Origin of the sequence: uncultured Jannaschia sp., from assembly GCF_947494025.1 — a bacterium.
Classification (GTDB): Bacteria; Pseudomonadota; Alphaproteobacteria; order Rhodobacterales; family Rhodobacteraceae; genus Jannaschia.
In genome coordinates, this window is sequence record NZ_CANLTQ010000047.1 from 1 (window position 1) to 11871 (window position 11871).

Annotated in this window: 13 protein-coding genes and 4 pseudogenes; 10 read left to right on the top strand and 7 right to left on the bottom strand. The window is 61.6% G+C overall.

What is annotated here, in order from left to right:
- Nucleotides 1-396 (top strand): transposase (locus tag Q1B08_RS19995; RefSeq protein WP_299822764.1); only part of this gene is annotated, 396 nt, incomplete at its 5' end.
- A gap of 85 nt (nucleotides 397-481) precedes the next feature.
- On the opposite strand, the pseudogene Q1B08_RS20000 reads toward Q1B08_RS19995, so the two are convergent.
- A pseudogene (locus tag Q1B08_RS20000) lies at nucleotides 482-622 on the bottom strand (GNAT family N-acetyltransferase); the annotation flags it as partial.
- 281 nt (nucleotides 623-903) lie between these two features.
- Here Q1B08_RS20000 and Q1B08_RS20005 point away from each other — a divergent pair.
- The gene (locus Q1B08_RS20005) at nucleotides 904-1389 is read left to right on the top strand and encodes a GNAT family N-acetyltransferase (protein WP_299822767.1); all 486 of its coding nucleotides are present in this window, start codon (nucleotides 904-906) and stop codon (nucleotides 1387-1389) included.
- Between the two features lie 31 nt (nucleotides 1390-1420).
- On the opposite strand, the gene Q1B08_RS20010 is transcribed toward Q1B08_RS20005, so the two are convergent.
- The 3 genes from Q1B08_RS20010 to Q1B08_RS20020 all read right to left on the bottom strand — a co-directional run bounded on the left by Q1B08_RS20010 (nucleotide 1421) and on the right by Q1B08_RS20020 (nucleotide 2737).
- Nucleotides 1421-1960: a recombinase family protein gene (locus Q1B08_RS20010; RefSeq protein ID WP_299822770.1), complete on the bottom strand. Its 540-nt coding sequence runs from the start codon at nucleotides 1958-1960 to the stop codon at nucleotides 1421-1423.
- Nucleotides 1961-2078: 118 nt separating this feature from the next.
- Complete coding sequence (locus Q1B08_RS20015) at nucleotides 2079-2468, bottom strand: type II toxin-antitoxin system VapC family toxin (RefSeq protein ID WP_299822772.1); 390 nt, start codon at nucleotides 2466-2468, stop codon at nucleotides 2079-2081.
- Nucleotides 2469-2479: 11 nt separating this feature from the next.
- Nucleotides 2480-2737, bottom strand: coding sequence for an AbrB/MazE/SpoVT family DNA-binding domain-containing protein (locus Q1B08_RS20020; RefSeq protein WP_299822774.1), 258 nt, complete (start codon nucleotides 2735-2737; stop codon nucleotides 2480-2482).
- A 168-nt stretch (nucleotides 2738-2905) separates the two neighbouring features.
- Between Q1B08_RS20020 and Q1B08_RS20025 the strand changes: the two genes are divergently transcribed.
- Both Q1B08_RS20025 and Q1B08_RS20030 read left to right on the top strand, forming a co-directional pair.
- Nucleotides 2906-3298 (top strand): acyl-CoA thioesterase, encoded by a 393-nt coding sequence (locus Q1B08_RS20025; protein ID WP_299822777.1) that lies wholly within the window; start codon nucleotides 2906-2908, stop codon nucleotides 3296-3298.
- Between the two features lie 196 nt (nucleotides 3299-3494).
- Nucleotides 3495-4175: a DUF533 domain-containing protein gene (locus Q1B08_RS20030; RefSeq protein ID WP_299822792.1), complete on the top strand. Its 681-nt coding sequence runs from the start codon at nucleotides 3495-3497 to the stop codon at nucleotides 4173-4175.
- Nucleotides 4176-4434: 259 nt separating this feature from the next.
- On the opposite strand, the pseudogene Q1B08_RS22170 reads toward Q1B08_RS20030, so the two are convergent.
- Nucleotides 4435-4638, bottom strand: a pseudogene (locus Q1B08_RS22170) (thermonuclease family protein); the annotation flags it as partial.
- A 722-nt stretch (nucleotides 4639-5360) separates the two neighbouring features.
- Here Q1B08_RS22170 and Q1B08_RS20035 point away from each other — a divergent pair.
- The 4 genes and pseudogenes from Q1B08_RS20035 (at nucleotide 5361) to Q1B08_RS20050 (ending at nucleotide 7914) form a co-directional block, all read left to right on the top strand.
- Entirely contained in the window at nucleotides 5361-5612 is a 252-nt protein-coding gene (locus Q1B08_RS20035; protein WP_366140075.1) for a DUF433 domain-containing protein, read from the top strand.
- A 25-nt stretch (nucleotides 5613-5637) separates the two neighbouring features.
- Nucleotides 5638-5970 (top strand): DUF5615 family PIN-like protein, encoded by a 333-nt coding sequence (locus Q1B08_RS20040; protein WP_299822780.1) that lies wholly within the window; start codon nucleotides 5638-5640, stop codon nucleotides 5968-5970.
- 398 nt (nucleotides 5971-6368) lie between these two features.
- Nucleotides 6369-6527: pseudogene (locus tag Q1B08_RS20045) on the top strand (NCS1 family nucleobase:cation symporter-1); the annotation flags it as partial.
- A 94-nt stretch (nucleotides 6528-6621) separates the two neighbouring features.
- Complete coding sequence (locus Q1B08_RS20050; protein WP_299822783.1) at nucleotides 6622-7914, top strand: IS256 family transposase; 1293 nt, start codon at nucleotides 6622-6624, stop codon at nucleotides 7912-7914.
- Nucleotides 7915-8132: 218 nt separating this feature from the next.
- Here Q1B08_RS20050 and Q1B08_RS20055 read toward each other — a convergent pair whose 3' ends face one another.
- Together Q1B08_RS20055 and Q1B08_RS20060 are read right to left on the bottom strand one after the other, a co-directional pair.
- The gene (locus Q1B08_RS20055; RefSeq protein WP_299822785.1) at nucleotides 8133-8678 is read right to left on the bottom strand and encodes a hypothetical protein; all 546 of its coding nucleotides are present in this window, start codon (nucleotides 8676-8678) and stop codon (nucleotides 8133-8135) included.
- 234 nt (nucleotides 8679-8912) lie between these two features.
- A complete protein-coding gene (locus tag Q1B08_RS20060) occupies nucleotides 8913-9638 on the bottom strand; it encodes a VPLPA-CTERM sorting domain-containing protein (protein ID WP_299822787.1) in 726 nt (241 codons plus the stop codon).
- A gap of 193 nt (nucleotides 9639-9831) precedes the next feature.
- On the opposite strand from Q1B08_RS20060, the gene Q1B08_RS20065 reads away from it, so the two are divergent.
- Nucleotides 9832-10860: an IS110 family transposase gene (locus Q1B08_RS20065; protein WP_299822789.1), complete on the top strand. Its 1029-nt coding sequence runs from the start codon at nucleotides 9832-9834 to the stop codon at nucleotides 10858-10860.
- A 314-nt stretch (nucleotides 10861-11174) separates the two neighbouring features.
- Nucleotides 11175-11797: pseudogene (locus Q1B08_RS20070) on the top strand (IS5 family transposase); the annotation flags it as partial.
- Between the last annotated feature and the right edge of the window lie 74 nt (nucleotides 11798-11871).

The following is an 11871-nucleotide window of genomic DNA, read 5'->3' on the forward strand; positions in this document are numbered from 1 at the left end:
CTGACGCAGATCCCGCCGGAGGAGACGATCGGCACGGTCACCGCAGATGGCGCTTACGATACGCGCCGTTGTCATGGCGCCATCATCGATCGAGGCGCCGAAGCGGTCATACCGATCCGTCGCAACGGTCGCGCCTGGAAAGAAGACTGCCCCGCTGCCGTCGCGCGAAACGAGATCCTGCGGGCGACCCGGCACCTGGGCCGGACGCTCTGGAGGAAGTGGACCGGCTATCACGTCCGAAGTCGGGTCGAGGCTTTGATGAACTGCCTGAAGCTCTTCAACGAGAGGATCATGTCACGAGACCCCGACCGCCAAACTGCCGAAATCCAGATCCGCATTGCCATCATGAACCGCTTCTCGGCCCTCGGCAGGGCCGAGATCAAAGCCATCCGCTGAAGAAAGGCGGGAAAGGGAGAAGTCATGCCCGCGGCTGCTTTGCGCAACATCGCCACTGCGTGGGGTCGGCGATGAGCTGCGCGGCTTTGGCCGGGGTGAACTCACCCAGGGCGTAGTCCGCGAAGAAGGCATTGACGCCGCGCTTCAGGTAAGTGCCGATCCAAACCTCGATCGAGAGGGCGGCGATGCTCGATGCGTCCGATACCTGGGCCAGCCTGAGGGTCATAGCCGGGGTATGCCTGCAGCCGACGGAGGGGTGAACACTGATATGGCGGGAATGACGGGCCCGAAACCTCTGGCCGTCGCGGGCCGTCCGAATACCGGTCCCGCGGGACGAAGCTCTCGTTGACAGATCCCGTTAGTTCTCCGAATGGACGCCCATGATCTGTAACACCGCCGCTATTGTAACCTACCGCAGCCGCCTCATCCGAGCGCGGTGACCTTACAACATGTTGCCGCCGTATGGCGGCACAGGCTCTGGCGCCGGCGGCGGGATCGGAGCCTTGCATGGAACCACGCTCTCTTCCCCTAGCGACTGCTTTCGGATCGGTGCGGCGCGCCTGTCCGGCGGACGCGCCCCGGATCGTCGAGATGGTCGGCCGGCTGGCAACGCATCATGGCGATACCGCGACCCTTACGCAGGATGATCTCCTGCGTGATCTGGCCGGCGAAAGGCCTTGGATTACCGTCCTCGTCGCCGAGACGGACGAAAAGCTCGTCGGCTACGCCGCGATGTGCGGATTGATCCAGCTTCAGTTCGGAGCGCGGGGAATGGACATGCACCATCTTTTCACGGCAACGGAGTTCCGCGGTCGGGGCGTGGGGCGAAGCCTTGTCGAAGCCTGCAGGATCGAGGCGAACGCGATGTCGTGCCGGTACCTGGCTGTCGGAACCCACCCGGACAATTATGACGCTCAGGCGTTCTACACGTCGCTCGGGTTCGAACGACGGGACGCGCACCCGCCGCGCTTCGTCATCCGACTCGAACCCTGACAGACGCGTCAGAGCCCGCTTGTGATGATCGCTACGCCCGCCGGACGGTGTTCGGGCTGACATCGAAGAGCCGGGCGATCTCGGCGATCCGCCGACCCTCCTCGTCGCGCAGACGCCGGACTTCCTCGCGTTGGTGATGCGACAGGGCAGGGGGGCGCCCACCGATTCGGCCGGCCTTTCGCGCCGCGGCCAGCCCTTCACGGGTCCGCTCGGAAATCCGTTCACGCTCGAACTGGGCGATCGAGGCGAAGACATGGAAGACGAGCCGTCCCGCTGAGGTCGTTGTGTCGATGTCCTCGGCCAGGGACCGGAAGCCCGCGCCCTTCGCGCGGATCGCCTCGACTATGGCCAAGAGGTCCTGCAACGACCGTGAAAGGCGGTCGTACTTCGTAACCGTGACGATATCACCCTCCCGCAACTGCTCAATCAGTTTGTCGAGCGCGGGGCGGGCGCGCTTCGATCCGGAGATCTTCTCCGAAAAGACCTTTTCGACCCCGGCAGCCTCGAGCGCGGCAAGCTGTGCTTCAAGGCTCTGACATTCGGTCGACACCCGCGCATAGCCGATGATCACCGCTGCCCTCCCACAAACCTTCCAAAACGATCCGTGTTTTGAACGGGGGTTTTGGAGCAGTCAAGCTATTGGCTGAACAGAAGCAGTCTGGATCGTTCTAAAACGGGCCGTTATCGGTTCAATCGATCCAATTCTCGACGCTAAGCCCCTGAACCCGGTCAAATTCTCCGATGTTCGCCGTCACAACGATTGCTCCCGAAGCGAGGGCATGGGCGGCAATCAGCATGTCATTGGGTCCGATGGGCGTTCCTGCGGATTCCAGCTCGTTGCGGATGCGGCCGTACTCCGCATCGGCAGCCACGTCGAGTGCGAGTACCGGCATACTTTCCAGTATCGCCTCGATCTGGGCCGTCAGCCTCGCAGACCCTTTCTTCGCACAGCCGAAGCGCAGCTCCGCCGCGACAACGATGCTGACGCAGATCGAATCTGGACCTACCTTGGCAATATGCTCCGAGACGCGCCCTTGGGGATTGCGAGCCAACTCGGACACGATGTTCGTGTCCAGCATGTAAAGTCCGCTCACAAGTCGATGTCTCTCATCGGCAGCAGATCGTCGTCGATGTCGGGGAACGCGTCATGCGGCGCGAGCGGATCCAGCCCGGCCAGCACTTCGAGTAGGTTCTTCCGTCGCACAGGCTCGATCACCAGCCGGTCACCGTCCCGGTGGATCATCACCGAGGTGCCAGGTAGCTCGAAATCGGCCGGGATGCGAACGGCCTGACTCTTGTTGTTGCGAAAAAGCTTTGCTTCACGCGACGATGACTGCTGCTGCGACATGGCGACTTACCTCGCAAGGTTGCATATGTTTATACATATACATCTGGCGGGGTCACTGCTCAAGGACACCATCGTCGGAGATGAATAATCATGACGGCGGATTATGGAAGTTCGCAGAGCCGTGGCAGGGGCCGGGAACTCCTGTCGTGACCTGCGGGTACGTGACCTATGGAGAAACATCCCGAGCATCCCCGCGGCGCCCCGGCGATCCGCACGATCGCAATGCCCGCCGATACCAATCCGTCAGGCGACATCTTCGGCGGATGGCTGATGAGCCAGATGGACCTCGCGGCAGGCAACCTCGCCGCGCTGACGGCCCGCGGCCGCGCTGCCACGATCGCTGTCGACGCAATGAAGTTCCACCGGGCGGTCAAGGTGGGCGACGAGGTCTCGCTCTACGCCAGGCTCCTCTCCGTTGGCCGAACGTCGATGAAGATTCACGTCGAGGCCTGGCGCCGCTGCCGTGACGGCGATGAGACCGAGAAAGTCACCGAGGCATCCTTCACTTTCGTTGCCCTCGACAAGGACGGCGTGTCCCGTCCTGTCCGTCCCGAGGCTTGAACCGACAGTCGCGTTCAAGCAGCACCGGTCTCTCCGGTAACCTCGCTGCTGGGTTCTGGCAGGTGCTCGCTCGATGCAGGTTTCGTTCCTCCCCCATGTGCGGAACGCTTCGCACATGGGAGCGTTGTGCGCGGTGTAGGCGAGGAGAGCCAGCATGAGCCTCAAGCGTATACTCGGAACGATGCTTGTCAGCCGCATGGCGGGGCGCGGACGGCGACGGGGATCGCTCGGAACCTCGGCGATGCTTGGCGGCCTCGGCTATCGGCGGCGACCGACGATGGGTGGCAAAATGGGTCTCGCCGCGCTCGGATACATGGCTTACCGCGCCTATCAGGACCAGCAGAGCCGGACCGGCGGAAGCGCCGGGGCCGCAGGCCGGTCAGCAAGTTCCAATGGCGGAATATCCGGGATGATTCAGGACGTGGCAGACCGCCTGACCGGCAACCCGGAGGCGGGCCGCAGCGGAGCCGGCGCAACGGTCGGTGGCGAGGAAGAGGATCTGCGGGAAGACAAGCGGGCGGCCGAAAGCTTCAGCGACCAGACCGCGCTTCTGCTCATCCGGGCGATGGTTGCCGCCGCCTATTCGGATGGCGCGATGTCGACCGAAGAACGGCAGCGGATCATGCAGGAAGTCGAGGAGGCCGGCGCTGACGAGGAGGACCGTCGTGTCATGGAACGCGAGATCGCGAATCCGAAGCCCCTCGACGAGTTGCTCGCCGAAGTGAATGACGAAGAGACGGCCGAACAATTCTATCTGGCGTCCCGCGCAGCGGTCGACGGCGAGACGGCCCCGAACAGGGCTTACCTGTCCGACCTCCGTCAGCGGCTTGGGCTGTCGGACCAGCAGGCCGCCGAGGTCGAGGAGTTTGCTACGTGACGTCGCCTCTCTTGGCGAAGTGGCGAAGTAGCAGCAGTGCAAGTGGTAGGGAAAGGCTAACCGATGGCTCATCGTCCTTGAGTTCACGAACGCGAATCAACACCCTTAAAATACATACTCACCATTACCGGTGCGATTTTTCGACCCTATCCGCAAGGCTGGGAAGCCCTCCAATATGTGGGGTTTCCGGGCTTCCCGGCCTTGCTACCGATCCGCCCCACCTCGCTTGGTCTACGTTCCACTTCGACCAGGCGAAGCCCTAACGATCCGCCCGCCATTGCCACGGCACCACGAAAAACCCCGACCAGATGCCGCGTCCGGCCGTCTCCGCTTCATCCTGTTGCGCGGCGTAGGCCCTTTTCGAGTAGCGCGACCAATCGAGCGCCCAGCCTTGCCGCACCAGCTCGCCCGCTAGATCCGATCCGTTGACCGCGCAGCGTGCCACAAAACGGCCATAGCGGTCCCGGTTGACGGTTTCACGGCAGGGTTGTGAAAGGAATTAGATTTGGCTCCATATCGTATTAGGTATGTATATAATAGCCGTTGGAACCCTGTAGCATCCGTGAGTGCTGCGCGGGCGCATAGAGATGTATCCGCTGCACTTGCAGACTATTTTTCAGTTCCGCATAAGTCGTTTGGTAGATTACTTACACCCGATATAGTATTAGACACTCACGGAAAGATTGTAGCACTTTCTACTAACCTATTATTTGCTATAGAGATATACGTTAAGACATTGGTTATAATTGAGGGCAGAGAATTTGAAACTGTCCACAATCTTACAGAAACGTATAGAGGGATAGTTGAGCCAACACGGCTAGATATAAAAAGGCGTTATGAGGAAAGAAAATCCCAGCTAAGCCCGGTCAATACTACTAGTATATTTTTAAATGATGGGCAAAATCAGACAAACAAAATTAATGAAAGAACGCCGGAGACACTGATTAGTGGTATAGATAAAGAATATACACGATGGAGGTATCGTTTCGATATGGAACAAACGAAACCCCCAAATGACATACCTTTCGCCGCGCTCTTAAATCTCTGTAATGCAATAGACGATCTTATTTCGTTTTCTATATTCATCGAACCGCGACCATAACATAACCGACCGTGGCGTGCAGGCAGGACGACAGACACCTACTTTCCAGAGACCCTGCCGCGCGCTATCTTCCTTATATGACAATGCCGTCTTCATCGAAGCCACAGCAGCCCCTATGGGCCGGGATCGTCACGATGGTGCCGGGTCTTCGTGGCGGACGTCCCGTAATCCGCGGCATGCGTATCACCGTGGGCGATGTGCTGGGCTGGCTAGCCTCGGGGATGAGCGTCGCAGAGATCCTCGAGGACTTTCCCGAACTGACCGAGGCGGACATCCGCGCTGCGTTGGCCTTTGCTGCGGAGCGCGAGCGCACCACGACCGTCGCGGCGGAGTGACGGGACCCGGTACGCTTCCTTCGCCGTGAAGCTTCTGATCGATCAAAATCTCAGCCACCGTCTTCCACTGCGGCTGGCCGACCTTTTCCCGGGGTCAACTCAAGTCCGTCTAGTTGATCTGGATCGCGCCTCCGATACGGACGTTTGGGAGCATGCGGCCCAAGAAGGTTTCGCGATCGCTACCCGCGACGTCGACCTGGCGGAGATAGCTACGCTTCGTAGCGCGCCTCCGCTCGTCGCTTGGCTGCGTGGCGGCAATAGTTCGACGACCGCTGTCGAAGCAGCACTACGTGCGCGCTACGCCGATATTGTCGCCGCAGAGGAGAGCGGAGCAGTCCGCGTTGAGGTCTGGTGGTAAGAGCATGATCATCAACAGGAATTTTTTCAGAACTTTGTAACTAGTAAGAATTTTTATGTATTTTTTGATCGGATCACGGATCAGCTGCCAGCATCAAGCAAATGACAGTCCGAACTTGGACACCTCCGGAAACCTATAATTCCAAGATTCGATGGCTTCCAAGCGCCTGAAATACATAGCCCTGGTTTTGGCAGACCGAGGTTTCCGGAGGTGTCCACTTGGCTACCAGAACAAGTAGAAAACATGAATAGGTAGCCGGCCCGCGCTTGGAGCTGGCCCATGCGGCGGTTCCCCGCTTGACCCATGCGGTCGATCAAGGCGCTTATAGATTCCTTGACGGCCGCAATGGCGAAACGTCACCTGAACATGCCTCTGAAGAGGATGCGTGGAATGCCTGCATGACGTCTTCGAACGAACCACAGTTACGACATGATAGCACGCTCGATCCGGAGGGTAATACCCTCAATCCGGTAGGCGCGAACGAGAAGACCTGGGGGTGGTTCGCGATCTTCAATATCTGGGCGAACGATGTTCAGTCGCTCTTCGGCTACTCGCTAAGAAACGCGCGAAAGTTGGTGATGCCCTGAGGGGCGGCATATCATGGCGGTGTTCAGACGCCGTCAATTCTCAGCCGAGAAAGGGATATGCCACATGTCACACGATACCATCACGGAGCTGCCCGATCCATCGGGATTTGGCTCCGATCCATTCACCAACGTCCTACGCTATGGCGCGCGCAAGCTGATCGAGCAGGCAATCGAAGCGGAGTTGGCCACGCTGCTGGACGCTTTCGCCGGCGACAAGCTCGAGGATGGTCGCGCCCGGCTGGTCCGCCATGGTCATCTGCCCGAGCGCGAGGTGATGACCGGGATCGGCCCGGTCCCGGTCAGGGTCCCGCGGGTGCGCGATCGCACGCCGGGCACGGACAAGATCGCGTTCATGTCCAGCATCCTGCCGCGCTACCTGCGCCGGGCGAAGTCGGTCGAGGAGCTGCTGCCTTGGCTCCACCTCAAGGGCGTGTCCACCGGCGATTTCAGCGAGGCGCTGGCGGCCCTGCTGGGTCCGAACGCAAAGGGCCTCTCAGCCAAGACTATCACGCGGCTGAAGGTCGATTGGTGGGCGGACTACGAGGCCTGGCAGACGCACGACCTCGGCGCGCGCCGGTTCCTCTACGTCTGGGCGGACGGCGTCTACTTCAAGCCGCGCATGGCCGAGGAGAAGCAATGCGTTCTGGTGGTTGTCGGTGCGGACGAATACGGCCGCAAGGAACTGCTGGCCCTGACCCCTCTCGTGACATTGCCTACGGCAATGCACTGCCGGGCAAGGGACGGCGTTCGTGAGAGCGCTCAGAGCTGGCGCGAGGTGCTGCTCGATCTCAAGCGGCGCGGCCTGAAGCAGGATCCGAAGCTGGCCATCGGCGACGGCGCGCTCGGGTTCTGGACGGCCCTGCGCGAGGTGTTCGCCACGACGCGCGAACAACGCTGCTGGCTCCATAAGACCATGAACGTGCTTAACGCGCTGCCGAAATCGGTGCAGCCGAAGGCCAAGACGCATCTGCACGACATCTGGCAGGCCGAGACCCGTGCCGCCGCCACGATTGCGTTCGACTTCTTCGTCGATGCTTACGGCGTGAAGTGGGACAAGGCCGTGGGCAAGCTGGTCCGGGACCGGGACGCGTTGCTGAGCTTCTACGACTTCCCCGCCGAACACTGGAAACACGTCCGTACGTCGAACCCGATCGAGAGCACCTTCGCCACCGTCCGGCACAGAACCAAGCGCACCAAAGGGTGCCTACGCCGAAAGACCGGGCTCGCGATGGCCTTCAAGCTGATGATGTCGGCGCAGAAGAAATGGAGGAAACTCGACGGCCGGAACCGCCTGCCGGAAGTCATCAGCGGGGTTGAGTTCCGCGACGGCGTCCGCCACTTTCAAGCAGCCGCCTGATCACGCGTCACCAACTTTCGCGCATATCTCAATGGCGGATCACCCCCGCCCCAGGCAACGGCAATGGCGCCTAGACCCGTCATGCACTAAGACTGAAACCGGACCACCCGATAGGGGCGGGCCACACCGCCCTCGGCATCCCTATCACGCAGCCCATTGGCTGACCGTCCCAGGGGCAAGGGGACGCGCTGACCTTCACTCGATCCATGCAACAGAGCCTACATGTCGTCCATTTTGCCGACCGGACCGGGCCAAGAGCCCATCAGGTGCTCGAAGGTCACCTCGCCCATTTCACCCGGTTCTTCGCCATGGGTTTGCCCGTCTGCATGATAAGCCACGACCATCATCTCGTAGGTATTGTCCTGCGGGACCGTGATCGTCGTGGAGGCGTTTCCCTGGGCATCGGCAGTGAACTCGTTGCCCGGCGTACCGCCGCCCGGCCCCATATCCATGCCGATCGTCTGGAGTGTCACCCACCAGATCGTGTAGACCCCCTCGGATACGAGGTTCTCAGCCGTCACCTCGATCGTGGCTTCTCCGTTCTCGGAAGCCGTGACGGTAGCTTCGCCGCTCGCCTGGGACCATTCGCCGGGCGCGATGCTCTCGGGTACCCCGCTTCGGTCAGCGGCCATGAGGTCGACCGTTCGGCCTGTTTCTGCACTCTCCTGGGCAAGCGCGACGGTGGAGGTCAGAACAAGTCCGGCCAGGCCGACCATGCCCACCAAGGTGCTCCGGCCCGTGTAATTGATCGCTGTCATTCGCATGATATTTCTCCGCATCGGTTCGTGTTACTCTAACTCGAAGGCTGGCACGGGAGCTTCACTTCTCATACTCACGATTGTGGTACGAGTACGAGAGCTTTTGAAAACGACCCGTGATGCGAAGTGACGAGCCCCTTTGCGCATGCAGTGCTGAGAATGCCGGCATCCGAAGTAGACCCCGCTGTTAGGCGGGGCCTTTCTTGCCTCTAAACTCCCGTTGTGACGGGCCCGATTTTCTCAGGTCTTGGCGGACTTGCGTCGTGCACGCAAGGCGCCGAGACCGCCGAAACCGGCAAGCATCAGCCAGCCCGCGGCTGGCAGTGGGACCGGGGCCGGGGAGAGACTCTCGGCGACGGTAATCTCGCCGGAGGCTACGGGCAGGAAGCCTTTGTAACCGGCAGTGCCGTCGGCCTCGCCGCCGTTGGCACCCTGGCCCTCCTCAAGAGTGAGTCCATGAATGACGACTTCTCGGAGTTCAAGCGCTGGTCGGTCACCGGAACCCAAGAGATCCGTAATACCGAAATCGCCTGCGAACGTTTCTTCGTCGGCTAAGTCGAAGATGCGCGAGAAGTCGAACGACCCGTCTGGGGCGGTTGGATAGTTGCCCATCGTATCTTCGAGTTCGACCAGGATGGGGCCATACTGCGTCTGCCCCTCGGCCAGTTCCACAAAGCCATCCCCATCCGCATCGTCGGATAGGTCAGGCGAGTTGGAATCAATTGGTGATCCGTTCTCCGACCGCCCATGGATATGCTGCTCATGCATCATGTTCGGCTCAAGACCGCTGGCGCGGACATTGGCAGTCAGTGTGTTTGCGGTGGTGTCAATTACGAAGCTGCCGCTGCCTGTTACGCCGGAATTGTTCAGCGGATTTAGAACGAGATCATACGAGAAGGTGGTCGCGGACGCTGATCCAGCGATGGAAAGCGCCGCCACTGCGGTCAAGGTTGTGCGAAGGATCATTTCGAGCTCCTGTGGCTATTGAATGTATCGCGCAAGCAGTCACGCATGCCTGGAAGAAAAGTTTCTTTCGGTGATGATTTATTAACGAACTCGTGTACATCCGTCGAAAGGAAGGGCTTTGATGGTGTGACCGCCCCCCGACGGCATCTGGTGTGCCAAGGTGGGTCATCAACGATCCACGAGGAGGACGGTCATGTCGGAGATTACCACGGTCGGGCTCGATCTGGCGAAGAACGTGTTCCAACTGCACGGGGCGGACGGGGCCGGCCGGGCGGTGCTGCGTCGGAAGCTGCGGCGGGGACAGGTCCTCGAGGTTTTGGCGGCCATGCCGCGATGCGCGGTGGCGATGGAGGCGTGCGGCGGAGCGCACTTTTGGGGCCGGGAGATCGGCAAGCTGGGCCACGAGGTGCGGCTGATCCCGCCGGCCTACGTCAAGCCGTTCGTGCGCAGGCAAAAGAACGACGCGGCGGATGCGGAGGCGATCTGCGAAGCGGCGCAGCGGCCGAACATGCGCTTCGTGCCAGTGAAGAGCGAGGAGAAGCAGGGTGCAACGGCGGTGTTCCGGGTGCGCGAGTTGCTGATCCGGCAGCGCACGCAGACGATCAACGCGCTGCGTGGCCACCTGACCGAGTTTGGCGAGGTCGTGCCCCAGGGGGCGTGGAACGCCCGCCGCCTGACCGAGCTGGTCGAGGCAGACGACGATGCCTTGCCGTCTGCGGCGCGGGCGACGTTGCAGGTCCTCGTGGACGGCCTGCGCCATCTCGACGAGCGGATCGCCGGGCTCGATGCGGAGATCGCCCGCCGGGCGCGCGAGGACGAGGTCGCGCGACGGCTGATGACGATCCCCGGCATCGGGCCGCTGATCGCCACTGCGCTGGCCACCCTCGCCCCGCCGCCGGAGCACTTCCGGCGGGCGCGCGACTTTGCCGCTTGGCTCGGCCTGACACCGAGACAGCACTCGACGGGAGGTAAGCAGAGGCTGGGCGCGACGACCAGGATGGGAGAGCGCTCGCTCAGGCGACTGCTGATCCTCGGCGCCAACAGCGTCGTGATCAAGCGGCGCACGAACCCGATGGCGCAGGCCGGCACCTGGCTCGGCGGGCTCCTCGCACGCAAGCCGGGAATGCTGGTGCGGGTGGCACTCGCGAACAAGATGGCGCGGATCGTCTGGGCGCTCATGGCCCGGGGCGGCGTCTACAAGGCTCCGGTCGCGGCGGCGTAGTCCGACCGCGATCCGGGGACGTCGGAGCGTAAGAGGACAAGGAGACGTATGGCGCAGCAGTCGTGAGACGGGGTCGGGACACCCAGGGTGCAACAAAGTGCCTCCGAGCACGCGGCTTTGATCTGGACCCGACCCTCGACCACCACACGGGCCCGCGGCACGAACGGCCGCACTATGAGGCCGGATACATGTCAGCACCCGATAGCGCGTCAGACGAAGCTCCGAAGATCCCTCTTGCGCATGGGGCGGTTATACATGTTGCACAAATTGCGTGAGGGATCAATCTCTTTAATACAGCGTGTTAGATGTGATTCATGAGCAGGCCGACCCTTCCGACCTACAGGACCAGGGACTGGCCAGCCTACAATGAAGCGCTCAAGCGCCGGGGCTCGCGGACGATCTGGTTCGATCCCGCGATGAGCTGGGATGCCGTGCCGACAGGCAGGCGCGGCCGCCAGCGAAGCTCCAGCGATGCCGTCATCCAGACCTGCCTTTCGATGAAGGTGCTGTTCGGCATGGCCTTGCGACAGACGGCCGGCTTCGTCGAGAGCCTGTTTCGGCTGGTCGGCCTGAACTGGACGGTGCCTGATTTCAGCACGCTGTCGCGTCGCCAGAAGACCTTGGCCGTGAACATCCCGTATCGCGGCTCCAATGGTCCGCTGCATCTGCTGATCCCCTTTCGGGACATTGCTGCGCAATGCCCTGCCGGGCAGTGGACAGCACCGGGATCAAGGTCGAGGGCGAAGGCGAGTGGCACGCCCGCAAGCACGGCGGCCCCGAGCGGCGGGTCTGGCGCAAGATCCACCTCGGGATCGGCGAGCAGACGCTGGAGGTCCGAGCCGTCGAGATCACCGGGAGCCACATCGGCGATGCACCGGTCTTGCCCGATCTGCTCAGCCAGATCCCCGCCGGCGAGGAGATCGGCAGCGTCACCGCCCCCTCTTGTCTTATGCATTTCCCAGCTCCCGGTTTATTTTGGGAGCGGCCACGCGGATTGCGCATGTTCGCGCG